26 protein-coding genes and 1 riboswitch are annotated in these 25,194 nt (G+C 66.4%); of the genes, 16 read left to right on the forward strand and 10 right to left on the reverse strand.

Translation table 11 applies throughout. The features are described from left to right. Positions 1–108: 108 nt before the first annotated feature. Together B3E94_RS18890 and B3E94_RS18895 are read right to left on the reverse strand one after the other, a co-directional pair. Positions 109–981, reverse strand: a complete 873-nt coding sequence (locus tag B3E94_RS18890) for a phosphate/phosphite/phosphonate ABC transporter substrate-binding protein (RefSeq protein ID WP_286914664.1) — start codon at positions 979–981, stop codon at positions 109–111. Next, positions 969–3,296: a putative bifunctional diguanylate cyclase/phosphodiesterase gene (locus B3E94_RS18895; protein WP_286914665.1), complete on the reverse strand. Its 2,328-nt coding sequence runs from the start codon at positions 3,294–3,296 to the stop codon at positions 969–971. Before B3E94_RS18895 ends, B3E94_RS18890 begins: the two co-directional genes overlap by 13 nt. 192 nt (positions 3,297–3,488) lie before the next feature. Continuing rightward, positions 3,489–3,598, forward strand: a riboswitch (TPP riboswitch). 79 nt (positions 3,599–3,677) lie between these two features. Here B3E94_RS18895 and B3E94_RS18900 point away from each other — a divergent pair. From B3E94_RS18900 to B3E94_RS18920, 5 genes are all read left to right on the forward strand, one after another. Beyond that, complete coding sequence (locus tag B3E94_RS18900) at positions 3,678–4,325, forward strand: TenA family protein (RefSeq protein WP_286914666.1); 648 nt, start codon at positions 3,678–3,680, stop codon at positions 4,323–4,325. 2 nt (positions 4,326–4,327) lie between these two features. Then, entirely contained in the window at positions 4,328–4,984 is a 657-nt protein-coding gene (gene tenA / locus B3E94_RS18905; protein WP_236235903.1) for a thiaminase II, read from the forward strand. 61 nt (positions 4,985–5,045) lie between these two features. Then, on the forward strand, positions 5,046–6,659 hold the full coding sequence (locus B3E94_RS18910; RefSeq protein WP_286914667.1) for a response regulator: 1,614 nt from the start codon (positions 5,046–5,048) through the stop codon (positions 6,657–6,659). 86 nt (positions 6,660–6,745) lie between these two features. Then, positions 6,746–7,594, forward strand: a complete 849-nt coding sequence (locus tag B3E94_RS18915) for a hypothetical protein (RefSeq protein WP_286914668.1) — start codon at positions 6,746–6,748, stop codon at positions 7,592–7,594. Positions 7,595–7,656: 62 nt separating this feature from the next. Next, positions 7,657–10,548: a YadA-like family protein gene (locus B3E94_RS18920; protein WP_286914670.1), complete on the forward strand. Its 2,892-nt coding sequence runs from the start codon at positions 7,657–7,659 to the stop codon at positions 10,546–10,548. 4 nt (positions 10,549–10,552) lie between these two features. Here the strand turns inward: B3E94_RS18920 and B3E94_RS18925 are convergent, their stop codons facing one another. Continuing rightward, on the reverse strand, positions 10,553–11,671 hold the full coding sequence (locus B3E94_RS18925; protein ID WP_286914671.1) for an FUSC family protein: 1,119 nt from the start codon (positions 11,669–11,671) through the stop codon (positions 10,553–10,555). A 224-nt stretch (positions 11,672–11,895) separates the two neighbouring features. Here B3E94_RS18925 and B3E94_RS18930 point away from each other — a divergent pair, with 224 nt between their 5' ends. The 3 genes from B3E94_RS18930 (at position 11,896) to xth (ending at position 14,005) form a co-directional block, all read left to right on the forward strand. Beyond that, positions 11,896–12,897, forward strand: coding sequence for a DNA-binding protein (locus B3E94_RS18930; RefSeq protein WP_286914672.1), 1,002 nt, complete (start codon positions 11,896–11,898; stop codon positions 12,895–12,897). Positions 12,898–12,971: 74 nt separating this feature from the next. Beyond that, positions 12,972–13,214, forward strand: coding sequence for a hypothetical protein (locus B3E94_RS18935; protein WP_176511123.1), 243 nt, complete (start codon positions 12,972–12,974; stop codon positions 13,212–13,214). Then, a complete protein-coding gene (gene xth, locus B3E94_RS18940) occupies positions 13,211–14,005 on the forward strand; it encodes an exodeoxyribonuclease III (RefSeq protein ID WP_176511124.1) in 795 nt (264 codons plus the stop codon). The genes B3E94_RS18935 and xth overlap by 4 nt, the downstream gene beginning before the upstream one ends. A 9-nt stretch (positions 14,006–14,014) precedes the next feature. On the opposite strand, the gene B3E94_RS18945 is transcribed toward xth, so the two are convergent. Together B3E94_RS18945 and B3E94_RS18950 are read right to left on the reverse strand one after the other, a co-directional pair. Next, positions 14,015–14,521 (reverse strand): GNAT family N-acetyltransferase, encoded by a 507-nt coding sequence (locus B3E94_RS18945; protein WP_286914674.1) that lies wholly within the window; start codon positions 14,519–14,521, stop codon positions 14,015–14,017. A gap of 10 nt (positions 14,522–14,531) precedes the next feature. After that, positions 14,532–15,245: an MgtC/SapB family protein gene (locus B3E94_RS18950; RefSeq protein ID WP_286914675.1), complete on the reverse strand. Its 714-nt coding sequence runs from the start codon at positions 15,243–15,245 to the stop codon at positions 14,532–14,534. A 410-nt stretch (positions 15,246–15,655) separates the two neighbouring features. On the opposite strand from B3E94_RS18950, the gene B3E94_RS18955 reads away from it, so the two are divergent. Then, complete coding sequence (locus tag B3E94_RS18955; protein WP_176511285.1) at positions 15,656–16,123, forward strand: sterol desaturase family protein; 468 nt, start codon at positions 15,656–15,658, stop codon at positions 16,121–16,123. 3 nt (positions 16,124–16,126) lie between these two features. Here B3E94_RS18955 and B3E94_RS18960 read toward each other — a convergent pair whose 3' ends face one another. From B3E94_RS18960 to B3E94_RS18970, 3 genes are all read right to left on the reverse strand, one after another. Beyond that, complete coding sequence (locus tag B3E94_RS18960; RefSeq protein WP_286914676.1) at positions 16,127–17,020, reverse strand: bile acid:sodium symporter family protein; 894 nt, start codon at positions 17,018–17,020, stop codon at positions 16,127–16,129. Between the two features lie 112 nt (positions 17,021–17,132). After that, the gene (locus B3E94_RS18965) at positions 17,133–17,789 is read right to left on the reverse strand and encodes an RES family NAD+ phosphorylase (RefSeq protein WP_286914677.1); all 657 of its coding nucleotides are present in this window, start codon (positions 17,787–17,789) and stop codon (positions 17,133–17,135) included. Further along, a complete protein-coding gene (locus tag B3E94_RS18970) occupies positions 17,782–18,468 on the reverse strand; it encodes a hypothetical protein (RefSeq protein WP_176511129.1) in 687 nt (228 codons plus the stop codon). The genes B3E94_RS18965 and B3E94_RS18970 overlap by 8 nt, the downstream gene beginning before the upstream one ends. A gap of 153 nt (positions 18,469–18,621) precedes the next feature. Between B3E94_RS18970 and B3E94_RS18975 the strand changes: the two genes are divergently transcribed. The 7 genes from B3E94_RS18975 (at position 18,622) to B3E94_RS19005 (ending at position 23,924) form a co-directional block, all read left to right on the forward strand. After that, positions 18,622–19,503 carry a Dyp-type peroxidase gene (locus B3E94_RS18975; protein ID WP_286914678.1) on the forward strand — a complete coding sequence of 294 codons (882 nt, stop codon included), beginning with the start codon at positions 18,622–18,624 and terminating at the stop codon, positions 19,501–19,503. Positions 19,504–19,592: 89 nt separating this feature from the next. Beyond that, a complete protein-coding gene (locus tag B3E94_RS18980; protein WP_286914679.1) occupies positions 19,593–20,501 on the forward strand; it encodes an aldo/keto reductase in 909 nt (302 codons plus the stop codon). A gap of 3 nt (positions 20,502–20,504) precedes the next feature. After that, complete coding sequence (locus B3E94_RS18985; protein WP_286914680.1) at positions 20,505–21,782, forward strand: NTP/NDP exchange transporter; 1,278 nt, start codon at positions 20,505–20,507, stop codon at positions 21,780–21,782. Between the two features lie 151 nt (positions 21,783–21,933). After that, a complete protein-coding gene (locus B3E94_RS18990) occupies positions 21,934–22,152 on the forward strand; it encodes a general stress protein (protein WP_176511133.1) in 219 nt (72 codons plus the stop codon). 124 nt (positions 22,153–22,276) lie between these two features. Then, entirely contained in the window at positions 22,277–22,876 is a 600-nt protein-coding gene (locus B3E94_RS18995; RefSeq protein ID WP_286914682.1) for a nucleosidase, read from the forward strand. 66 nt (positions 22,877–22,942) lie between these two features. Continuing rightward, on the forward strand, positions 22,943–23,068 hold the full coding sequence (locus B3E94_RS19000; RefSeq protein WP_286914683.1) for a PSPA7_2676 family Cys-rich small protein: 126 nt from the start codon (positions 22,943–22,945) through the stop codon (positions 23,066–23,068). A gap of 10 nt (positions 23,069–23,078) precedes the next feature. After that, the gene (locus B3E94_RS19005) at positions 23,079–23,924 is read left to right on the forward strand and encodes a Ku protein (RefSeq protein ID WP_286914685.1); all 846 of its coding nucleotides are present in this window, start codon (positions 23,079–23,081) and stop codon (positions 23,922–23,924) included. A 1-nt stretch (position 23,925) separates the two neighbouring features. Here B3E94_RS19005 and B3E94_RS19010 read toward each other — a convergent pair whose 3' ends face one another. Further along, on the reverse strand, positions 23,926–24,588 hold the full coding sequence (locus B3E94_RS19010; protein ID WP_176511136.1) for a glycosyltransferase: 663 nt from the start codon (positions 24,586–24,588) through the stop codon (positions 23,926–23,928). Next, positions 24,585–25,184, reverse strand: a complete 600-nt coding sequence (locus B3E94_RS19015; protein WP_286914688.1) for a class I SAM-dependent methyltransferase — start codon at positions 25,182–25,184, stop codon at positions 24,585–24,587. The genes B3E94_RS19010 and B3E94_RS19015 overlap by 4 nt, the downstream gene beginning before the upstream one ends. Between the last annotated feature and the right edge of the window lie 10 nt (positions 25,185–25,194).

The following is a 25,194-nucleotide window of genomic DNA, read 5'->3' on the forward strand; positions in this document are numbered from 1 at the left end:
GCGTTTCTGTCCTGGGCCTTATCGCCGGCAAGCCGGCTCCCACAGCGATCTCCAGTGCCCATGCGATCGGTGTGGGAGCCGGCTTGCCGGCGATAAGGCATCACCCCGTCAGCGCGGCACTGCGGCATCCATCATCTGTTGCAGCGGCGCATATTCGGCCTTGCTCACCGGCACCAGGCCACTGGCATCCTGGGATGCGACGAACCCCGCCAATGCCTGGGGCTCTTCAAGCATCGCCTTGCGGATGCGTGCCTTCAGCGCCGGGCACAAGCCGGCGCTGAACACATAGGGGTCGTAATAGATCGGCTGCGAACGCCATTGCACCTTCAGCGCCGTCCCTGCCAGCCCTTGCCGTGCCAGGAATGCATCCGCCCGCTCGCTGGCCACGAAGGCGGCATCCACCCGGCCATCGAGCAGCGCCCGCAGCGCGTTGTCATGGTTGCCGGCATACACCAGCGCAGCAAAGAATCGCGCCAGCGGCACGCCCACCTGCCGCGGGAACTCCATGTTCGGCACCAGGCTGCCGGAGGTGCTGGCCGGGTCGCTCAAGGCCACGCGCTTGCCGCGCAGGCGCTCCAGGTCATCAGGCCCATCGGCGCGGGTCAGCAGCAGCGCCTGGTAGTGGCTGCCCGCCGGCGTGAAGGGGCCTGCGCTCAAGGTGAAGGTGGCGAAAGGCTCGATGCCGGGGTCTCGGCGCTGCGCCAGGACGTAGGAGGCCGGGCCCAGCCGGGCGATGTCGGCGCCGCCGGAAACGATGGCATCGACCACGCTTTCATAAGAAGCGGCAAGCACCAGCTCCACCGGCACCCCCGCCGCCTCACTCAAGCGCCGCAGCAGCGGTTGGTGCTCGCGCACCATGTCCTGCGCGGCCTTGATCGGGATCACCGCCAGGCGCAGGCTGCGCGGGGTGCAGTCGGCCAGCGCGGGGCCGGCCAGGAGGCAGGCCAGCAGCAACCCGGCCACGGCCTTCACAACACGCATGATTTTTCCTCGATGCCGTTGAAGGGCGGGTAGTCGCGCAACTGCGCCGGCGACAGCGGCCGGCTGAAGTGGTAACCCTGGGCGATGTCGCAGCCGGCGAGCTTCAGGCACACCACCTGCTCGCGGGTCTCGACGCCCTCGGCCACCACTTCCAGCCCCAGGCGCTTGGCCAGGATGATGGTCGAGGAGACGATCGGGCTGTCGTCGTAGCTGTTGGACAGTGGCGCAATCAGCGAGCGGTCGATCTTCAGCTTGCTCAACGGCAGCGACTGCAGGTGGGCGAAGCCGGCATAGCCGCGGCCAAAGTCGTCCAGGCTGATGCCCAGGCCCGCCGCGCGCAAACGCTGCAGGTGATCGACGGCGGTGCCTTCCGGGTCGAGGATGGTGGTTTCGGTGATCTCCAGCTCCAGGCGCTGCGGGGCGATGCCGTGCAACTGCAGCTTGGCCAGCAGGCGCGTGCTGAAATCCGCCTGGCGCAGCTGCAGCGCCGACACATTCACCGCCAGGCGGCTGTCGCGGCCCTGGGCGGCCCAGCGGGCCAGCTCTTCGCAGGCCAGGCGCAACACTTCCCAGCCCAGCTCGATGATGAAGCCGCTGCGCTCGGCCAGGTCGATGAAACGGTCCGGGTAGAGCAGGCCGAACTCGGGGTGGTCCCAGCGCACCAGCGCTTCGTAGCCCAGCACGCGCTGGGTATCCAGGCGAATCTGCGGCTGGTAGTGGAGCACGAACTGGCGCCCGGCCAGGGCGCTGCCGAACGCCTGTTCCAGGGTAAAGGCCTGGATGTCGGAAAGATTCAGCGACGGGTCGAAGAAGCGGTATTGGGCGCGCCCGGCCTGCTTGGCCGAATACATGGCGGCATCGGCGAAGCGGATCAGGCTGTCGATTTCCTGGCCATCGCGCGGGCAGATGCTGACGCCGACGCTGGGGCTGGTGTTGACCTCCTGGCCGTCGAGGGCATAAGTGGCCGAGAGCTTTTGCACCAGGCTGCGCACCCAGGCGTTTATCTGCTCTTCGCTGCGCTCGCCGGCCAGCAGCACGACGAACTCGTCGCCGCCGAAACGCGAGGCCTCGTCACCCGGCTCGAGCAGGCGCTGGATACGCCCGGCCACGGCCTGCAGCAGCAGGTCGCCGATCTTGTGCCCGAGCGAGTCGTTGATCGACTTGAAGCGGTCCATGTCGATGAACAGGATCGCCATCAGTTGGCGCTTGCCGCGCTGGCGGGTCAGGGCCTGGCCTGCCACTTCGACGAACTGGCGGCGGTTGTGCAGGCCACTGAGGTGGTCGGTGGCGGCGGCATGGCTGCTGCGCCGGTGCTCGTCCTCCAGGCGCCCGATCAGTTGCTGGTTGACCTGCTGGGCATGCTCCAGGGCGCTGAACGCCTCCTGGCGCTTGCGCAGCAGGCGCAAGGTCCAGGCCAGGCTTGCGAGAATCATCAGGGTCATGCTCAGGTTCAGCCAGAACTGGCGCGAGTAGGCAAGCGCGGAAGGCCCGAGGATCTCGTCGTAGCGCTGGCTGACGACCACGCTGAAACCGCGCTCGGCAACGCGCCGGTACAGGCTCTGGTAGGCGTTGCCGGCAGCGTACTGGGTGAGCAGGCCGGAGGCGTTGTCGCTGCCCTGCAGGCCGGGTTCGAAGCTGTCGTCGGCCACCACCACGCCGCTGCTGTCGATGCGCAGGCGCCCCTCGCCGTCGTCCTGCAGCAGGCGCATCAGCCCGCTGCTGCCCAGGTCGATGTGCTGGAACAGCACCGCCAGGTAGCCGATGTCGACCTGCACCACGAGGATGTGGTCGACCTCGCGGCCCGGCAGGTTGGTCAGCGGCAGCAGAAACGGCAGGCGCCAGTTCGGCAGCGGGGCGGGGGTGTTGTCGGCGGCGATGCGCGGCAGCAAGGGTTTGAAGCCGTAATGGGCAACGTGCAGGCTCAGTTGCCGCAGCCAGTCGGCCGGCAGCTGCGTGGCCTCGTCGCCGTGGCTGGCCGAGAGCAGCCGGCCCTGGCGGTCGTACAGGCTCATGCGCTTGAACACCGGGTCTTCGGCGAGCAGGCGGGCCAGGCTCAGGTTGTCCTGGCGCAGTACCTTCATGTCCTCCTGGGTCACGCGGCCCACGGCCTGGGCGCGGTCCACCAGCTGGCGCAGGTTCTCGGCAACCACGCTGGCCAGGTTCAGGTGCTCGGCGGCCTTGGCCGACAGCGCATCCTGGCGCGCGGCCGCCTTCTGGCTGAAGTACAGCCCCCAGAGGAAGGTCAGGGTGGCGGCACACAGCATCAGGATCAACAGGCGCAAAAGGCCAGTAGAGGAGAGCGAACGGCGTATCACTGCTGGTATTCCCGACCCTGGGTAGTGGCCGAAAAAATACGACAGGCAGATGACAGGCTCATGACTGGTGGCAATTTGCCTTTAAGCTTTCAGCGCCCCGCCCACAGCTGGCCAGGCCCGTTTTCGCGGGCCCCTGGCAAATGGCAAGACGGAAATGGCGCTTGGCGTCGTAGCTATCCTCCTGTATACCTGCTGACCACCAAGGGGAGCCCGGCAACGGGCTGAGAAACCGCTGACAGGCGCGGTGACCCTTCGAACCTGATCCGGATCATGCCGGCGAAGGGATGGGACTGCCGACCTGCCTTTTTGCCGGCCTCACTGCGAGGCCGCTTCATGCCCAACCAGAACGGTCTCGCTGTCACCCCCATGGAGGACAGCATCTTGACCGAACGCTTCAGCGAAACCCTGCGTCGCCAGAACCAGCCAACCTGGTCGGCCGCCGTTGGCCACCGCTTCGTCACCGAGCTTTGCGACGGCAGCGTGGCCGACCCGATCATGGTCCGCTACCTGGTCCAGGACCACCGCTTCATCGACAGCTTCGTGACCCTGCTCGGCGCCGCCATCGCCACGGCCGACACCTTCGACGCACGCCTGCGCCTTGGCCGCTTCGCCGGCATGATCTGCAGCGACGAGAACACCTACTTCCTGCGCGCCTTCGAGGCCCTGGACGTGAGCCCGGCGCAACGCACCGAGCCAAAAGACACTGTGCCCACCGCAGGCTTCAAGGCGATCATGCGCGAAGCGGCCGCCACCCGTTCCTACGCCGCTGCCCTGGCTGTGCTCAACGTCGCCGAAGGGCTGTACCTGGACTGGGCACTCAAGGCGCCCAAGCCGCTGCCGGCCAATTTCGTCCACGCCGAATGGATCACCCTGCACGACAACCCAGCGTTTGCCGATTTCGTCGCCTTCCTGCAAGCGGAACTGGACCGGGTGGGGCCACAGGAAGCTGAACTGAGCCGCGATTTCTACGCGCGCAGCGTGGCGCTGGAACTGGCCTTCTTCGACGCCATCTACGAGGAGCACGCTTGACCATGGATATCTTTGCACGCCTGAAAGCGGCCGCCGCGCCGCAATGGGCCAGCTACGTCGACCACGATTTCGTCCGCCAGATGGGCGAGGGCACCTTGCCGGAGGCGGCGTTCCGTACCTACCTGGTGCAGGATTACCTGTTCCTCATCCAGTTCGCCCGGGCCTGGGCGCTGGCCGCCTACAAAAGCCGCCTGCCCGCCGACATCCGCGCCGCCCAGGCCGGCCTTGCGGCCATCCTCGATGAAACCGAACTGCACCTGCGCCTGTGCGCCCGCTGGGGGCTGACCCAGGCCGATATCCAAGCGGCGCCGGAGCACCAGGCCACCGTCGCCTACACGCGCTACGTGCTGGACTGCGGCGCCGCGGGCGATCTGCTCGAGCTGCATGTAGCGCTGGCACCCTGCGTGATCGGCTACGCAGAAATCGGCCGGGCCCTGACCGAGCAGATCGGCGACCTCAGCAACCACCCCTACCGCGAATGGATTGGCGAGTATGCCGGCGAGGCTTACCAGGGCGTGGCCGCTGCAGCGCGCAAGCACCTCGATGAGCTGGCTGCGCGGAGCATGACCGAGCAGCGTTTCGTCGACCTGGCCGCGATTTTCGGCCAGGCATCGCGCCTGGAAGCGGACTTCTGGCAGATGGGCCTGGACCACAGCTGATGTAATGCCTGGGCTGCACCTATGCTTTGAGCACTCAATGGACAAGCCAGGGAGAAACCTGATGGCCACAGTGCTCATTGCCGACGCCATGCCGATCGTGCGCAGCGCGCTGCGCAGCCTGTTGGCAGACATGGGGCATGAGGAGGTGCAGGAAGCGGCCGACGTGCTCACGGCGCTGACCCTGGCACGCCAGTGCAACCCGCACCTGGTGATCCTGGAACTCGCCTTGCCCGGGCCAGGCGGCCTGGATTTGCTGCGCCGCCTGCGCGCCCGCGATGCCAGCCACAAGGTGCTGGTCTACAGCCAGCAGAACCCGGCGCACTTCGCGCCGCTGTGCTTCAAGGCCGGCGCCAGTGGTTTCGTCGGCAAGCACGAGGAGGTGGCCAGCCTGCGCAAGGCGATCGTCGATGTCTTGGCCGGCCGCGGCCATTTTGCCCGCGAGTACATGCAGCCGGGCGGCAGCAGCGAGCTGGACAACCTCACTCCCCGCGAGTCGGCGGTGTTGCAGTTGATCGCCGAAGGGCGCTCGAACCTGCGCATTGCCGAGCAGCTGCGCATCAGCTTCAAGACCGTCAGCACCTACAAGGCGCACCTGCTGGAAAAGCTCCACGTCAGCTCCAATGTGGAGCTGGCCGAAATTGCCCGGCGCAACGGCCTGGTGGCGGGCCAGCAAGCCAGCGGGGCGACGACCGCCGAGGCGCTTCCGGCCGAGCTGGGCCTGTTGCGCAATTTGGTGGATGCCGCGCCCAACCCCATGTTCGTGCGCACCACCGAGGGCCGGCTGCTGTTTTGCAATCAGCCTTTTCTCGATTACTACCGCCTCACGGCCGAAGAAGCCTTGGGCTCGGGGTTCGCCGAGGCCCGCTGGTTTTCCCCGGCCGTGCGCAAGACCTTGCCCGAAGGCTTCGCCCGCATCGCGCTCGAAGGTGCGCCGTTGGCCCTCACCACACGGGTAGAGATTTTTGGCCAAGCCCGGGTGATTCATTACTGGATGGTGCCTTACCGCGACAGCCAGGGGCATGCCTGCGGGGTGCTGGGTGGCCTGCAGGACATCACCGAAAGCGAAGGGCAGCTGGTGAGCCTGCGTGATCGCTGGCTCGCGGCCCAGGCACAGGCCAGGCTGCAGGCGGATTTGCACCAGGCGTCATTGGACGAACTGGCCGCCAGTGTCGCGGCCCTGGCATTGCACCCGGCCACCCCCGGGCTGTCCAGCCTGGCCAGCCGCCTGAAGCGGCTGCAGCATCCATACCCCTCGCCGCACACGGGAGACACGCCACCGGTGCAAGTCTGCGACCTGCCCACGTTCATCGGCCGTTGCCTGATCGGCCATCCGCAGTCGCTGTTCGGCGTGCGGCGCATCGATACCCGACGCGTGTGGCTGGACACCGAGGCCTTGCGCGACTGGGTGACCACCGCCATCGGCCTGTTCCAGCTCGGCCCCGACAACCCGGTCTGGATCCACCTGGACATGTGCGTGCGTGGCCAGGGCCAGGTTCAGGCGCGGCTGGAGTTGACCGGGCAAGCCGGGCTGCAGAGCGTCATCGACTTCAACCATTGCCAGCGCGTGGCGCAGTACCTGCAAGGCAACTTCGCCCACGGCTGCCATGAGCAGCAACTGGCGCTCGAGCTGGAACTGAACCTGCCCCAGGCGGGCGGCATTGAGGAACAACTCTGATGGCGGCTTCAGGAGGACTCTGAGTTCTTTCCCGCCAGGGCTCCAATAGCCTGTGTGCAACTCGAAACCTTTCAGGAGTTGCCACCATGATCCGCCATTCGCACCGCTCCACCCACTGCCGCCCGGGCGTACTTTGTGCGCTGGCCCTGGCCGTGTGCCTCGAAGCTGGCCTGGCCCTGGCCGAACCTGCCGCTACCGCGCAACCCTTGCCGCCACCAAGCCCGGCAGCCCAGCCGCTGGTGCTGCAGGCCCATGCACGCTTGCTCGCCGGTGACCTCGGTGGCGCCCAGGCGCTGCTGGTGCAAGCGGGCGCGCAAGGGCAGGGCGGCAACCGCGCCCTGGCCGAACAGGCCTTCATCGAAGACGCCAACGGGCGCCACATGCGCGCCCGGCAGTTCTACGACGCGCTCAAGGGCAGCGACCAGGCGCAGGTGATCGCCCTTTCATCGGCGGTGAACCTGGCTGAACTGGGCCGGTTCGACGCGGCGCGCAAGGCCTTCGAGCAACTGCGCCTGCAGGCCACCAGCGCCCAGGTCAAAGGCTACGCAGGCCTGTGGAACCTGTGGCTGGCAGCGCGCACCGCCAGCGATACCGGGGTCAAGCCTGCGGCCATCCGTGCTCGCCTGCAGAAACAGGCGCAAGCGATCAAGCCCGCTACCGCGCCGCAGCGCGCGCTGCTGGCCCTTTACCAGGGCAAGTCGGACATCTCGGCAGTGTTCGCCGGCATCGACGAACTGCAAGCGCCCGATGCCGTGAAGCGCGACCTGCGCACCGAAGCAGGGCTGTTCGCCGGCGGCTACCTCGAGTACGTGCGCCAGGACCACAGCAGTGCGCTACGCGCCTATGAGCGCGCACTCCAGCAGTCGCGCCCCAGTGCACTCGAGCGCCCGCTGCTGATCCAGACCAGCCGCGCCTTGCAGCTGTCTTCGCGCTGATCCATTTCCCCCTTTGTTGCCTTCCTACTCAGCCCAGGGTTCAGCCCTGGCGGGAGCTCATCATGAACAGGATTTATCGTGTTGTATGGTCCAGAGCCCAGCATTGCTGGTGTGTAGCCTCCGAACACGCCCACAGCGCCGGCAAGGCCGCCCGCGCGGTGGCGGTGCTTGGTCTGTGTGCCTTGAGCGGGCTGTGCGCGGTGAATGTGCTGGCGCAAGAGAGCGACCCGGCCCCGATCACCTTCGCCGGCAACCTCGTGCTTGATTCGGTGAGCCTGGGCGATACCTGGGTAGCCAGCTACGGCCTCACCATCGCTGGCGGCCCCAGCGTGACCCTTGGCGGCATCGATGCCGGCGGCCAGAAGGTCAGCAATGTCGGTGCAGGCGATATCAACGCCGGCTCCCTGGACGCGGTCAATGGCGCGCAACTGGCGGCGACCAACCAGCAGCTCAGCAACGTCACCGAGAGCATCGGCAACGGCAGCATCGGCCCGGTGCAGCGCACCGGCACTGACCAGCTGTCACTGGTCGCGGCGGGCGGCGATGCCTATGTACCGGGGGCTGCGCAGGTGCTCAACAACGTAGCCAACGGCGGGGTCTACCAGACCTCCACCGATGCCATCAACGGCTCGCAGTTGTATACCCTGGCCAACGCTACTGCCAATGGGCTGGGCGGCGGCGCCGCAGTCAACCCGGACGGCTCGATCTCCGCCCCCAGCTACAACCTCGATGGCACGCAGGTGAACAACGTCGGCGATGCCGTTGCCAACCTCGATGGACGGGTGACGTACAACGCCGCCAACATTTTCGCCCTGCAGCAGGACGCGCTGCAGTGGAACCCGTCGCTCGACGCCTACGATGCCAGCCACGGCAGCCCTTATGCGCAGAAGATCACCCAGGTGGCTGCCGGTGATGTCGACGCGCTCTCCACCGACGCGGTCAACGGCTCGCAACTGCACGCCACCAACCAGCAGGTGGAGCAGAACACCACCGCCATCAGCAACGTCACCAGCAACATCAACAACATCAGCAACGGCACCCTTGGCCCGGTGCAGCGCACCGGTACCGACCAGCTGTCGCTGATTGCCAGTGGCGGCGATGCCTATGCGCCGGGCTCCGCGCAAGTGCTGACCAACGTCGCCGCAGGTGCGCTGACCGATTATTCCACCGATGCGGTCAATGGCTCGCAGCTCAACGCGACCAACCAGCAGGTGGATGGGGCCGTGACCAAGGTCACCCACCTCGACAACCGCGTGACCAACGTGGAAGGCAATGTCGAGAACATCTTCAACCAGGGCACCAAGTACTTCCACGCCAACTCCACCGGCACCGATGCGTCGGCCACCGGCGCGGACGCGGTCGCCATCGGCATGGGCGCCACTGCCAGCCATGGCGGCAGCGTCGCCCTGGGGGCCGGGGCCGTTGCCAATGGCAGCAGCCTGGGCCAGCAGGCCTACCTGGTGGGTGGTACGGCCATGGGCGAGGTCAACATTGGCAACCGCCGCCTTACCGGGCTGGCAGCCGGCGCCGAGGACACCGATGGGGTCAACGTCGCCCAGCTCAAAGCCATCACCAGCGGCGCGGTCGCTGACGCAGTGATGTACGACGACAACAGCCACGGGCGCATCACCCTGAGTGGCAGCCCCTATAACAGCGTGAGCAAGACGGGCGGCAGCAAAATCACCAATGTCGCCCGCGGGGAGGATGACAGCGATGCGGTGAACCTGTCCCAGCTCAACGAGACCAACGTGAGGGTCACCAACATCGACGGGCGCGTGACCGCAATCGACAACACCATCACCACCCTCAACAACGGCGGCGGGATCAAGTACTTCCACGCCAACTCGACCCGGCCCGACGCGGTCGCCAGCGGTGCCGACGCCGTCGCGGTCGGCCCCGCCGCCCAGGCCAGCGGCAAGGGTTCGCTGGCCATGGGCGACAGCGCCAGTGCCACGGCCGATGGCAGCGTGGCTCTGGGCCAGGGCGCCAGCGACAACGGCCGCGGTGCACAGAGTTACACCGGCAAGTATTCCAACGCCGCCAACGCCAGTGCCGGCACCGTGTCGGTGGGCAATGCCGCGACCGGCCAGACGCGCACCTTGAGCAACGTGGCCGATGGCAAGGAAGCCCTTGATGCCGTCAACCTGCGCCAGCTCGATGGAGCGGTCACGCAAGCCAAGCAGTACACCGACGACTCCATCCACAACGTCAACAGCGAGATTGCCAACGTCACCAGCAATGTCAGCCATCTGGACAACCGGGTCGTCCAGGTCGAGGGCAACGTGAGCAATGTACAGAACGGCGCCGACGGCATGTTCCAGGTGAACAACACCAGCCAGCAACCCAAGCCACGCCCCACGGGCGTCGATGCGGTAGCCGGCGGGGCGGGTGCGCAGGCCTCCGGCGCCAACAGCGCGGCCATCGGCACGCGCTCGCACGCCAGTGGGCGCAACGCCACGGCGCTGGGCAACAACGCCCAGGCCCAGGCCGACAATTCGGTCGCGCTGGGCGCCAACTCGGTGGCCGAGCGCGCCGACAGTGTTTCGGTCGGCAGCGCCGGCAACGAGCGGCAGATCACCCATGTGGCGGCGGGCACGGCGGCGACCGATGCGGTGAACGTCAAGCAGCTGCAGCAGAGCATCGGCGGCTTTGCCGACCAGTTCTACGACTACTCGGATGCGCGCTACAACGCCCTGCGCCACGACCTGAAGAAGCAGGACGACATCCTCAGCTCGGGCATTGCCGGCGCCATGGCCATGGCCACGCTGCCCCAGCCCTACGCGCCGGGCGCGAGCATGGCGGCCGCCGGGGCTGGCAACTACCGCGGGCAGAGTGCGGTGGCGATCGGCGTGTCGAAGATCTCCGACAGCGGCAAGTGGGTGACCAAGCTGCAGGGCAGCACCACCAGCCAAGGTGACACTGGCGTGGCGGTCGGCATCGGCTACCAGTGGTGAGGCGTCAGCGTGCGGGTGCGTCCTGGCGAATGAATGCATTGGCCAGGCGCATCAGCGCAATCAGCACGAACCCCACGATGATGCCTTCCAGGCGCACCAGCCCGGGCTCCGGGCTGGCATGCAGGTAAGCGTCGGGCACCATCACCACCAGGTACACCAGGGAAAACTGAGTGCCTGCATAGGCAAACGGGCGGTTGCTGTTTTCGATATGCCTGCCCAGCATCACGCCGATGCACATCATCAAGGTCATCGCCAGCCAGTTGGTCCCGATCAGCCACAGTGCCAGGCCCGCGCAAGCGGCGCCTGCCGCGCAGCCGACCAGCCGGTGGATGTTACGGGTGGCGACGACGCGGCTGCCGGGCAGCAGGGCCGCAGGTGGCACCATCATCACCGCCATGATGGTGATCGCGGCCTGGCTCAGGCCATCGACCCCAAGCCAGCGCCCCAGCAGCGGCAGCAGCGCCAAGGCCACTCCAGCCTGGGCCACATGGCGCAGGGTGTAGCGGTCGATGCCGCCGCTGGCCTTGGCCGGCTCCGGGCTCACGCCAGCCAGCTTGCCGGACCACGCACGCCGGACGGTCTGGCCTGAAAGCAAGGCGACGAACCAGCAGGCCACCGTGCCGCAGGCGACTTCCTCGATACGCGTCCTGGCGAAGTGCTGCACCGCATCGGCGTTGCCACTGTTGAACGCCGAAAGGGTGACCATGGCGAACGTCAGCCCGGTGAACAGCCAGGCATAGCCATGCGCCTGGCGGATCGCGCACAGCAGCGTGCCAGCGCCGACCAGGCCGATCACCAGCCCCAGCCAGTGGCCGGGCAGGCCGGCATGGGTGACCAACAGCATCGCCGCCATGGCGCCTGCGGCCGTGCCGATGATTCTCAAGCCACCGCGATAGACGCTGTCGTGCAGGCTCGAGCGCATCACCATGTAGCCGCTGAACGCTGCCCAGCCGACGTTCTCCACGTTCAGGTAGTGGGCCATGGCAATGGCCAGCAGTACCGAGATCAACGTCTCCATCTCGTCCAGCAGGCGCTGGGGGAGGCGTTCGGGGGTGACGAACTCGGCGCGGATGCCTTGCCAGAAGTGGACCAGGCTGCGCCAGGGTGAAGGCCGGTCGAGCATGCGTTTGATCCTGCCAATCCTCAAGCGTGCAGGGATGACCTTAGCAGGCGGTGTCGTACCGAGTCGCTGCATTCCAGCCCGGCTTTCGAGCGCTTAAGCCATTAACATGCGATAAGCCGTGATTATTCAATGTGAGAAATACATTGATCAGGGTCGCGTAAACGATCAAAATACACCTGTAATTACATAATACGTATCATGGTACGAAATCGTAGGAGCAAGGCATGGCCCGGGGCGGTATCAACAAGGCGGTAGTGCAGCAGGCGCGGCAAGTGCTGATCGCCCGCGGCGAACACCCAAGCATCGATGCAGTACGTATCCAATTGGGTAATACAGGTTCGAAAACCACCATCCACCGCTACCTCAAGGAGCTGGAGGTGCTCAAGCCCGCTGCACTGCAGGGCGTGGACGCGCTCAGCGAACCGTTGACCAAGCTGGTGGCGCAACTGGCAGCGCAGTTGCAGGAGGAGGGCGACGCTCGCATCGAGCAGGCAGAGGCGGCGTTCGAGCAGCAGCGCGAACAGCTCGACGCGCAGCTGCAACTGGCGCAGCAGGCGTTGGCGGCGGCCAACCAGCAACAGCAGATCCAGGCCCAGGCCCTGGCTGCCGAATCGGAGCGCCTGGCCGCCACCCACAGCACGCTGCAGGCCGAGCAACTGCGCAGCGCCAGCCTCAACCAGGCGCTGGGCGAGTTGCAGGTGCGCCTGGCCGACAAGGATGAGCAAGTGCGCTCGCTGGAGGAAAAACACCGCCACGCCCGCGATGCCCTGGAGCACTACCGCAGCGCCAGCCGCGAACAGCGCGAGCAGGATCAACGCCGCCACGAAACCCAGGTGCAACAGCTTCAGGTCGAATTGCGCCAGTTGCAGCAGGGCATGATCGTCAAGCAGGACGAACTCACGCGCCTTCACCGCGACAACGAGCGCCTGCTTGGCGAACACCGCCAGGCCAGCAGCGAGCGCGAGGTGCAGGAGCAGTTGCTGGAGCAGCGCGATGCGCAGATCCAGGGCTTGCGCACGATCCTGGCCCAGGCCCAGGGCGCCAGCGAAGAAATGCGCCGCCAGTTGCAGGCCCAGGAGCAGAGCCTGGAGCACCAGCGTGGCCTGAGTTCAGAGCAGGGGCGCCAGCTGCAATACCTGCAGGACGAGCTGCTCAAGCGCGATGAGTCGCTCAAGGCCTGCCGTGCCCAGTTGGCCGAAGGCAAAGCGGCCGGCAAGGGGCAGTGAACGCTGGGCGTTGCCGTTGAACGATGCGCCGCGGCAACGCTCACACCTTCAAAGGTTGCCGAAGGAGCAAGGCCATGAGCATCGAACGCAGCATCCCCGAGCTGGAGGCGTGGTATGCCCAGTACGATGATGCCAGTTACCGGCGTGAATCCCCGGATGCCTACCACCACGACCTGGTGCGCACCGCCGAAGCCTTGCGCGACGACGGCGCCATCGACTGGGACGACTGGCTGGCGCTCAAGGCCCTGGCCGACCAGGCCCATGGGCATGCGCTGGAGGAAGCCGTGCAAGCCCACGTGGACGACCCCGACGCATGAAAGCCCTGCGCATCGCCACCTTCAACATCAATGGCATCCGCAGCCGGCTACCGGCGTTGTTGGCATGGCTGGAAAAGGAAAAGCCCGACATCGCCTGCCTGCAGGAGCTCAAGGCAGCGGACGCGCAATTCCCCCGCGAGGCGATCGAAGCCGCAGGCTATGGTTGCCTGCACCATGGCCAACCCTCGTGGAACGGGGTCGCCATCCTGGCGCGCGACACCCAGCCGCTGGAAGTGCGCCGGGGCTTGCCGGGCCTGGAGGAAGACAGCCAGAGCCGCTACCTGGAAGCCGCCGCCCATGGCGTACTGGTCGGCTGCCTCTATTTGCCCAACGGCAACCCGCAACCCGGCCCCAAGTTCGACTACAAGCTGCGCTGGTTCGAATGCCTGATCGCCCACGCCCGCGCGCTCTACGGCAACGGGCACCCGACGCTGCTGGCCGGCGACTTCAATGTGGTGCCCACTGACTTCGACATCTACAACCCGCGTTCCTGGCTCAAGGACGCGCTGCTGCAACCCGAGTCGCGCCAGGCATTCCAGGCATTGCTCGAGCAGGGCTGGGTCGACGCCATCCGCCACCTGCACCCGGACGAGCGTGTCTATACGTTCTGGGATTACTTTCGCAACCACTGGGCACGCAACGCCGGGCTGCGTATCGACCACCTGCTGCTCAATCCGCAACTGGCGCCGTACCTCAAGGCTGCCGGGGTGGACGCCTGGGTGCGCAATGAAGCCAAGGCCAGCGACCATGCACCGGTGTGGATCGAGCTGGGCACGCGCAAGCAGCGCTGAAGCTGGCGCTCAGCCCAGCACCAGGCGCATTGCGCAGCGGCCCTTAAGGCCATGCGCGCGCTCGTCGGCCAGCCGTGCGCGTAAGGTGGCGCCAAGCTGGTCGTGGGCAATCACTTCAAAGCCGTAACGGCTATAGAAAGGTGCATTCCACGGCACATCGGCGAAGGTGGTCAGGGTCAGTTCCCGCAGCCCTCGGTGCCGGGCAGCCGCGACCGCCTCATCCAGCAGACGCCGGCCGATGCCTTGCCCCTGGGCCTGCAGGCGCACGGACAGTTCTTCGACATGCAGCGCCTGGCCCTGCTGGCTGGCGCAGAGAAAGCCCAGCGCCTGGCCCTGGGCAGCTTGCGCCACCCAGCTGCAGCCGCTGTCGATGAACCTCTGGTGGGCATCCTCGCCCAGCACCTCGGCGTCGGCCAGCCAGGCCAGTTCCGGGCGTTGGGCGAAGGCGTGCGCGGCAGAGCGCTCGATGGCCATCAGTTGGGCAACATCGTCGTGGCGGGCAGGGCGTACATGCATTGCGGCTTCCTTAATCCGGGGTCATTTCCAGCGGCTGCAACTGCCAGCGCACCGAACTCACGCCTTTCTCCAGGCTCACCCGGCTCACCAGGCGCTCCAGCAGCGCCGGCGCCTGCGGGTTGCCCAGCAGCTCGGCACGCACTTCCAGGCGCGCCGGGTTGGGCAGGTCTTCGCTGAGCAGCGACTGCAGGCGCAAGTCCGGGTCGCCCAGGCTGTGCAGCATCAGGCTGCGCACCTGGATCTCGTCTTCGGCGCGGCAGACGATGCGCACCTCGAAGCGCTGTTCCACCTCGCTGGCAGGCAAGACCTCCTGGCGATCCAGGCGCTGGGCGATATCGCGCAACAGGATATTCGCGCACAGCACCACCAGGCTACCCAAAGTCGCCTCCAGCAGCAGGCCCAGGCTGCACAGCACGCCGACCGCGGCGGTGCACCAGAGGGTGGCGGCGGTGTTCAGGCCGCGCACGTTGAAGCCGTCGCGCATGATCACGCCGCCGCCGAGAAAGCCGATACCGGACACCACATAGGCGGCAACCCGTGAGGCATCGGTGGGGGCCATGCCCGGCACGGCCTGGGTCATCAGCACGAACAGGCAGGCGCCGGTGCTGACCAGCGCGTTGGTGCGCAGGCCCGTGAGGCGCTGGCGCAGTTGGCGCTCGGCGCCGATCAGGGCACCGAGCAGCAGGGCGATGCTGACACGCAGCAAAAAGACTTTCCAATCCATAGCAAACCTCTTGCGCGGGCAAATGCCCGCTCGAACGCCACAGCAAGGGCGCGGTTCAAAAAAACCAGAAATGCGCAGGACCACGAAGGGAAGAGGGGGGAATGCAGCCGCAAGGGGCTGGGGGTGAATTCCACCGTCTGGCCGAAGGCGAGACAGTGGCAGAACGCTGCCGGACTAGCTCGCCGAGTGGGCCTGTCGCAAGCGACTGGGGCTACTGTCCAAAGCAGGGCTCCTGTTCAGGGATGCAAAATTGCGACGCGGACCATACGCCCAGCGGCCGCAGGGGTCAAGGGTAAAAAGATGACAATGGCTTCATCGCCAAGCGCCCTCAACCGGTCACGCCTGCATGGAAAAAAGCCCCGGCAATCGGTACCCTTGCGCGACTCTTCGCCATCACCCCGGACCGTTACATGCTGTTCAATTTCCTCGTGCTGATCGGCACCCTGGTGGCCATGGAAGGTGTCGGCACGCTGGCACACAAGTACATCATGCATGGCTGGGGCTGGTGGCTGCACCGCTCGCACCACGAGCCGCAGCTGGGCATGCTCGAGACCAACGACCTGTACCTGGTGGCCCTGGGCCTGATCGCCGCCGCGCTGGTGGCGCTGGGCAAGGCCGGGCATGCGCCGCTGCAGTGGGTTGGCGCTGGCGTTGCGGGTTATGGCCTGTTGTACGTGCTGGCACACGACGGTTTCTTCCACCGCCACTGGCCGCGCCAGCCACGACCGCTGAACCGCTACCTCAAGCGCCTGCACAGCGCCCACCAGCTGCACCATGCGGTCAAGGGGCGCACCGGCAGTGTGTCGTTCGGCTTTTTCTACGCGCCGCCGCTCAAGGTGCTCAAGCGCCAGTTGCAGGCCCGGCGCGATCGCGGCTGAGCGTCAGTTCGCGGTTTCACCCTGCGCCTGCACGCCAGCGTGGCCACGGCTCACCCACCAGCCGAACGCCCCGGCGGTGAAGAACATGATCAGGCTGTACAGCGCCGCCGGCACCGCCATGGTGGCGTTGTTCAGCAGTGATGGGCTCAAGGCCAGGGCGATCGCCAAGGTGCCGTTGTGGATGCCGATTTCCATGCCGATGGCAATCGCCTGGCGCTTGGGGATGCTCAGCAAGCGCGGCACCCAGTAGCCCACGGCCAGGCTGACCAGGTTGAACAGCAGCGCCGCCAGGCCCACCACGGGTGCGTACTCGACCACCGTCTGCCAGTCCTTGGCCAGTGCCAGGATGATGGTGAACGCCAGAAACAGCGCCGCCACCAGCTTCATCGGTTTCTCCATGCGCGCGGCGAAGGCCGGCGTCAGGTGGCGGATCAGCATGCCCAGCGTCACCGGCAGCAGCACGATGGCGAACACCTGCATGACCTTGGCGAACTGCAGCGGGATGGCCTGGTCCGAGGCCATGAACCAGCCGAGCGAGAGGTTAACCAGCAGCGGCATGGTGAGGATCGCGATCAGCGAATTCACCGCCGTCAGGGTGATGTTCAGCGCCACATCGCCATGGGCCAGGTGGCTGAACAGGTTGGCGGTGGTGCCGCCGGGCGAGGCGGCAAGCAGCATCAGGCCGACCGCCAGGGCCGCTTCCAGGCCAAAGCCGTTGGCGATCAGGAAGCACAGCAACGGCAGCAGCAGGATCTGGCACACCAGCCCGACCACCACCGGCTTGGGGTATTTCACCACCCGGGCGAAGTCGGCCAAGGTCAGCGACAGGCCCAGCCCCAGCATGATGATGCCCAGGGCCAGCGGCAGGAAGGCGGTGAGCAGCGGCGAGGCGGTCATGGGCAGGCTCTCGGATAAAGGATGCGCAGAGTCTAGGTGGGCCTTTTGCGATAGCTAATTGCAAAGCGCCAGTACTTAGTAACTTTTTATTACTAAATGCTGGCGCGTCATGCTAGTCCGCGTCAGGCAGCAGCAGCACCCCTATGCGCTCGGCGAGGTCAAGCAAATCGGCGAAGGCCGCAGGGTCATTCAACACGTCTCGGCTAGGCGCAAGCGATTGCAGGTCAGCGTCTGCCAATCGGTCGCCGAACAACACGATGGCCAGCGCCTCGTCATCCTGCCGAGATATCCAGCGCAACCCATGCGCTTGCGGGGCGAATGCATGGATCGCTTCGGCCCATTGGCGTGTGTAGGGGTAGCGTTCGGCCTCGGTATCGATCAGCTGTGAACGAGGCACGCCCAGTAACCGCAGGGCCTTGCTGGACAAGTCGACCAGCTGCAGATCACGGCCTGGCACAACTTGCGAATGCAGGTTGCCGGCGTATCGACGCTGTTGCACGGCTTTGAAACCGGGTGCGTAGGGTATGTCATGGAAGAGGGTTTCCATGGCCGCACAGTGGAATGTCGTGCCTGCATACAGCGTAGGGATGACCTGGCCAGTGGCGTCCCTGATCGGGCTGAAACGGGCATTTCCCATGCCGCTGAGGTTGTATTGCGCAGGGCCGTAGCGGTTGCTGTGTATGCGATGGAGCAGGGTGCCGGCCGGGAGGGTGGTGAACGAAAGGTTCAGCACCTGGCCGGCTATCGGTAGCCTGGGTGATTTAGCCATGGGTGATACCGGCAACCTCTTCCCTGGCCGCTGCCAGAACCTGTTCTGGCGCGCTGCGCAGCATGTCTTGCGGGCGCTTGGCGCCAAGCCAGCCGTTCACCGACATGAACCAGTACGCCATTTCCCAGCCATCTTTCATGGGGGCCAGCACCGCAATCAATTCCTTGAGCACCGGCAATGGCCGGTAGCTGGCCGTTTCATCGAGCCCATACAGCGGGAAGTAGTCGACACCTTCATGGCGGATGGCGAACAGGCGCTTGTCACGCTTCCACTTGCTCGGTTGCGCGCTGGGGTTGGCTGCACTGAAGTTGGCCAGGCTGGCGATTTCGCCGGCGGTCACCCAATCGCCGCTATGCAGCACGGCGGTCTTGGCTTTGGCCAGCATCTGAGCCTGCTTGAGCTGGGTCGAAGTGACTGGTTTGGCCGGAACCAAGGCTTGCACGATCAGCCTGACGGCCTCCTCGGGCGCTCCTGCCACGCGCTCGGAAAAGTATTGCCCGAGCATTTCCAGGGCGCTGACGTAGACATCCAGCTGCTTGGCGCTGTCGGCATTCACTTCGATGACGATGCCGGTCTTGGCGTGAGCCCTGCCTTTGGCTTTCTCCAGGCGCGCCAATAACTCGCGCACGTTCCCGACAGCGGGGTGGCCGATGCTGAAGACGTCTGCTGCTTGGGTCATGGTTCCTCCTTGTGGCAATCATGATTACCACATTTCGATGCTAACCATGCTATCCGCAAGCCTGGCATGCCGCAAGCCTGCGGCATTGGCCGCGTTGCGGTAGCGGTGCTTGCGCAGTAGCATTCGCGCTTTTAGCCAAAGGATTAGCCTGTCATGCCGTTCCAGCAAGGTCTGCTTGCCACCCCCGTGCCGCCCCACGCTCGCCACCTGTTCTTCACCTTGCAGGCGCCAGAAGCGCTGCCTGCGGCGCTGGATGCACTGCTGCCGCACGTGGATGGCCAGCGCCTGATCGTCGGCATCGGTGCACCGCTGGTGAAGGCGCTGGGCCGCGAGGTGCCGGGCCTGCGCGCATTCCCGCAGCTGGATGCCGCGGTGGAAAACCCGAGCACCCAGCACGCCCTGTGGCTGTGGCTGCGTGGCGAGGAGCGCGGCGACCTGCTGCTGCAGGCCCAGGCCCTGGAACAAGCGCTGGCCCCGGCCCTGCGCCTGGCCGACAGCGTTGACGGCTTCCTGCACCGCGGTGGCCACGACCTGACCGGCTACGAGGACGGCACCGAAAACCCGGTCGACGCCGATGCCGTCGATGCCGCCATCCTCACTGACGCGCAGCCTGGCCTGGCGGGCTCCAGCTTTGCCGCCTTCCAGCTGTGGAAGCACGACCTGGAGTACTTCAAGTCGCTGCCCCAGGCCGACCAGGACAACATCATCGGCCGGCGCCTGAGCGACAACGAAGAGCTCGATGACGCCCCCGAATCGGCCCACGTCAAACGCACCGCCCAGGAAAGCTTCGAGCCCGAGGCGTTCATGGTGCGCCGCTCGGTGGCCTGGGCCGACAGCCGTGGTGCGGGCCTGGCGTTCGTCGCCCTGGGCCACAGCCTGGAAGCCTTCGAGGTGCAGCTGCGGCGCATGAGCGGCCTGGAAGACGGCCTCATCGATGGCCTGTACCGCTTCAGCCGCCCGCTGACCGGCGGCTACTACTGGTGCCCGCCCATGGCCGAGGCCGGCCTGGACCTGAGCCTGCTGCTGCAGGGTTGAGCCAAAAACATCCCGATACAGAAACACCGGCCCGGGTAGGCCGGAGCGGCTAGCCTTGGAAGTTTCCGACTGATGACGGGAGCTTTGCCATGTACGGTCGTCGCGATGTCCTACGAGCCGGTGCGGCCTTGGGCGTGCTGGCCGCCAGCCCCTGGTTGCACGCCGCCACATCCCCCGAGTTGCTCAGCCGCAAGGTCCCGTCCAGCGGCGAGGCCTTGCCAGTGATCGGCGCTGGCACCTCCGGCAGTTTCGAGGTAGCGCCGGGCTCGCCCGAATACCAGCAGCTCAAGGTGGTGCTCAAGGCGTTTTTCGATGGCGGCGGCAAAGTCATCGACACCTCGCCGAACTATGGCGGCGCCGACGCCGTGCTTGGCCAGTTGCTGGAGGAGGGCGGCTGGCACCGGCAATGCTTCATCGCCACCAAGATCGCCGCCGACAGCCGTGCCGATGCCGAGCGCCAGTGGGCCGGCAGCCTCAAGAGCCTGCGCAGCGACAAGGTCGACCTGCTGCAGATCCACAACCTGCGCGACTGGCAGACGCAACTGCCCTACGCCCGCGAACTCAAGCAGCAGGGCAAGACCCGCTACGTGGGCATCACCCATTACCTCAACAGTGGCCACGACGAAGTCGCCAGCATCGTGCGCCGCGAGCCGCTAGATTTCATCCAGATCAACTACTCGGTCAACGCCCCGCACGCGGCGCGCCAATTGCTGCCGCTGTGCCAGGAAAAGGGCGTCGCGGTGCTGATCAACCGGGCGTTCGACGATGGCCGGCTGTTCGCCAAGGTCAAGGACCAGGCGTTGCCGGCCTGGGCCGCAGAGGCCGGTATCGGCAGCTGGGCGCAGCTGTTTCTCAAGTTCGCCATCAGCCACCCGGCGGTGACCACGGTGATTCCCGCCACCGGCCGCCCCGAACGCCAGCTCGACCAGCTCAAGGCCGGGCAGCCACCCTTGCTCACCCAGGCGCAGCAACAGGCGCTGATCCAGCAATTTGCCTGAGCCATGGCCAGTTGGCGCGAGCGGCTGGACCAGGGGCTGAACATCCAGCCCGGCGAAGGCCCTGCGGTGGTCGCGGGCCTGGCGCTGTTCTACCTGCTGTTCACCGGCTACTTCATGCTGCGCCCGGTGCGCGAAACCATGGGCGTGGCCGGGGGCGTGGACAACCTGCAGTGGCTGTTCACCGGCACCTTCATCGCCACCCTGGCATGCCTGCCGCTGTTCGGCTGGCTGGCCTCGAAGGTGCAGCGCCGGCATATCCTGCCCTGGACCTACGGGTTCTTCGTCAGCAACCTGCTGCTGTTCGCCGCGCTGTTTGCCCGCAGCCCGGATGACGTGTGGCAGGCGCGGGCCTTCTATATCTGGCTGTCGGTGTTCAACCTGCTGACCATTTCGCTGGCCTGGAGCGTGCTCACCGACCTGTTCAGCAACGCGCAGGGCAAACGCCTGTTCGGCCTGCTGGCGGCAGGGGCGAGCCTCGGCGGCCTGAGCGGCCCGATACTCGGGGCCTTGCTGGTCGCGCCACTGGGCCATGCCGGGCTGGTGATGCTCGCCGGGGTGTTGCTGTTGGGCAGCATGGCGGCCGCCGGCTATTTGCAGCGCTGGCGTGACCGCCAGCCACTGCCGGCCCACAACGCACAGCCAGCTTCCCGGCCACTGGGTGGCAACCCCTTTGCCGGGGCAACGGCGGTGTTTCGCTCCAAGTACCTGCTGGGCATCGCCTTGTTCGTGGTGCTGCTGGCCAGCGTCAGCACCTTCCTGTACTTCGAGCAGGCGCGCATCGTCAGCCAGACCTTTCCCGACCGCACCCGCCAGACCCAGGTGTTCGGCCTGATCGACAGCGTGGTGCAAGCCCTGGCGATCCTCACCCAGGTGTTCATCACCGGGCGCCTGGCCCGGCGCATGGGCGTCGGCGTGCTGCTGGTGGCGGTGCCGCTGGCGATGGCGGCAGGCTTTTTGTGGTTGGCGCTGGCGCCGGTGTTCGCAGCCTTCGTGGTGGTCATGGTGGCCAGGCGCGCGGGCGAATACGCGCTGGTGCGGCCCGGCCGGGAAATGCTCTTCACCGTGCTGCCGGCCGAGCACAAGTACAAGGCCAAGAACTTCATCGATACCGTGGTGTACCGCGGCGGCGACGCCTTGAGTGGCTGGCTCAAGCGCGCCCTGGACGTGCTCGCCGAGCACCCGCAGCTGGCGATGCTGATCGGCGCGCTGCTCGCCGTGGCCTGGGGCGTGACCGGCGGCTGGCTGGGCAGGCGCCAGCGGCAGCTGGACAAGGGCGGCTGACAACCCGGCGCACCAAATACACCCAGGCCGTTTATTTAACGCCACCGGTCCGAACGCTTGGCAATAAAACGAATCCCTCGCTATCGCCGAACTCCGAACCTATGTACGGCATCTTGCCGTGCACTTTCGAAGTCACATGAGGTTTCAGACCATGGCTAACAAAGAGAACAGCCGTACCGGCAGCCAGGGCGGCCAGGGTGGCACCAAGAACCCAGGCAACTTCGCCAATGACCGGCAGAAAGCATCCGACGCCGGCCGCAAAGGCGGACAATCCTCCGGCGGCGGCATGGCTCAGGACCGCGAATCGGGCCGCAAGGATGCCGACATGCACAAGGACCGCGAGTCAGGCCACAAGGGCGGCCGCTCGTAATTGAGGCCAGCGCAGTGCCGGGGCGACCCGGCGCTGCAATGCCTGGCGCGGTGCAACACTTGCAATCGGGCAGGGTTCATCGACAATGGCAGCGCCCTCGCTAGCCATTCGGACCGCCCGCTCCATGATGCTGATCAAGCAATTCCCCCATATTCCCCTGGCCGACACCCTGTTCGTCTTCGCCCTCGAGGCCGAAGCCGGCAGCGTGTTCGCCCACGTCAACACGGTGTTCACCGGCATCGGCAAGGTCAATGCCGCCATCGCGCTGACCAAGGCCATCCAGCAGCAGCGCCCCAAGCTGATCGTCAACCTCGGCTCCGCCGGCAGCCAGCGCTACGGCAAGGGCGAGGTGGTGTGCTGCACGCGTTTCGTGCAGCGCGACATGGACGTGACGCCCCTGGGCTTTGCCCGCTACCAAACCCCACTGTCGGACATCCCGGTGCTGCTCGAGCATGGCCAGGCGATCCCAGGCCTGCCACTGGGCACCTGCGGCAGCGGCGACAGCTTCGAGGTCAACCACGGCGAGGCGCCCTACGACATCGTCGACATGGAAGCCTACGTGTTGGCCTTGATCGCCCGCAGCGAAGCCATCCCGTTCGTGTGCCTGAAATACATCTCCGATGACGCCGGCAGCGACGCCGCCGACGATTGGTCGGTGCAGGTTCACCTCGCGGCAGAAGCCTTCCAGCGTGTGCTGTTCACCGACGCCCGTGGATTGAAGTAAACCTTCCCGCCGCCACGCAGTCACTTCCAGTAAGTGCCCGCACTTTTCGGGCCGAGGAGGTGGCTGATGAGCTTTGTCTGCCTGCTGCGTGGCTGCCACTGGCGTACCCTGGCCAGCCCCTACACCCACCTGCATTGCCAGCTCTGCGAGCGCTGTGGCGCGATGCGCTACAGCCAACCCCTGCAACCCTAGGAGGCTCGCCATGGCCAGGGCAATCTGGAAAGGCGCGATCAGTTTCGGCCTGGTGCATATCCCGGTCTCGCTCAACACGGCCGTGCGCACCGAGCGGGTCGATTTCGACTGGCTCGACAAGCGCAGCATGGAACCGGTGGGCTACAAGCGCATCAACAAGGTCACCGGCAAGGACATCGACAAGGACAACGTGGTCAAGGGCGTCGAGTTCGAGAAGGGCCGCTACGTGGTCATCAGCGAAGACGAGATCCGCAAGGCGCGGCCCGAGGCCACGCAGACCATCGACATCTTCTCTTTCGTCGCCGCCAGCGAAATCCCGCTGCAGCATTTCGACACCCCGTACTACCTCAGCCCCGACCGGCGTGGCGGCAAGGTCTATGCGCTGCTGCGCGAAACCCTGGAAAGCACCGGCAAGGTGGCCCTGGCCACCGTGGTGCTGCACACCCGCCAGCACCTGGCGCTGCTGCGCCCGCTGGACGAGGCGCTGGTGATGATCACCCTGCGCTGGCCCGAGGAAGTGCGCGGTGTGGAGTCGCTGGAGCTGGACAAGAGCGTGACCGACACCAAGGTCGACAAGCGCGAACTGGACATGGCCAAGCGCCTGGTCGAGGACATGAGCGGGCCGTGGGCGCCGGACCAGTACCACGACGCGTTCCGCCAGACCATCATGGACCTGGTCGAAGAGAAGGCCAGCAAGGGCAAGATCAGCGTGGTCGACAAAGGCGAGGGCGCGAGCGAGAAGAGCGCCGACATCATCGACCTCACCGAGCTGCTCAAGCGCAGCCTCGGCGGCAAGGGCACGAAGAAGGCGCCGGCGGAGAAAAAACCGGCCAAGCGCCCGCGTAAAGCTTCGTGAATTACTGCAACGTAGCTTCCAGGCTCGCCAGGTAGTCGCCGAACCCCTCCCGCGCGCGGCTATCGCGCCGGCTGCTGGTGGCCACGCTGTGGCGCGCCGTCCACACGATCTGCGCGCCACTGGCCTCCAGGTCATGGACCAGTTGCACATCCTCGTGCGCGGCCAGCGGCCGAAACCCTCCCACACGCTCGTAAGCCCGTGCGCATACGCCCAAGTTGGCCCCATGGATATGCCGGTGCCCCTCGCACATCTGGTAGCCGCTGAGGTAGCGCTTGCGCAGCGCCGCCCGTTGCCAGGGCTGCCAGCGGGCAACATGCACCGTGCCGCAGACCACCTCGGCGGTGCAGGCCAGCTGTGACAGCAGCCAGTGCGGCGGCACCTGGCTGTCGGCATCGGTACAGGCCAGCCAGCTGGCCCCGCGCTCGAGCATCAGCGCCGCGCCGAGCCGGCGCGCCATGCCGACGCAGCCGGCTTCCACCGCCAGCGTGTGCACCCCGTGCTGGCGCGCGACGGCGGCGCTGCCATCGCTGCAGCGGTCCAGCACCACCAGCACCTCGACCCGCTGCCCGGCCTGTTCGGCCACCGCCACCGCCGCTGCCATGGCCTTCAGGCAACGGCCCAGGCGCCGGGCTTCGTTGTGCGCCGGTATGACCACGGCAATCATAGGCAAGTCTCTTGCAAATCGACCACGCTGGGCTGGCACGACCAGTACTCCAGCAGAAAGTCCGCTTCTTCATGGCGCAACAGCGGATACAGCGGCAGGTGCCTGGCCAGCAGGCGATGCACCGCCCGGCCATCCTGCGGGCAGCCCTCGATGGGGTGGCGCCAGTGGCAGGCGAGGATGGCGCCGTCGGGGGTGAGGCTGGCCACCGATTGCTCGATCACCTGCAGCCAGTCGGTCGGGTTCAGGTAATAGCCGACTTCGCTGAGCACGATCAGGTCGAACTGCCCACCCGGCCAGTCGCCCGGCAGGCGCCCCTGGCTGACCGAGGCCTGGGGCAGCTCGGCCAGCCGCTGGCGGGCCAGGCGCACCGCGGTGGGGTCCAGATCCTGGCACAGCAGCTCGGCGCAGCGCTCGGCGAGCACGGCGCTCTGCTCACCGTTGGCGCAGGCTGGCTCGAACACCCGTTGGTACTGCTGGCGCGGCAGGCACGCCAGCAGCAGGTCGCGCTTGCGCCGCTCGTACCAGCGCGTGCGAAAGGCCCAGGGGTCCTCGTTGTGGGCATAAAGGTCGGCAAAATAGTGCGCATCGAGGCTCATGACCTTTGTT

It is taken from the genome of Pseudomonas sp. UBA6315 (assembly GCF_002438125.1).
Taxonomy (GTDB): domain Bacteria; phylum Pseudomonadota; class Gammaproteobacteria; order Pseudomonadales; family Pseudomonadaceae; genus Aquipseudomonas; species Aquipseudomonas faucium.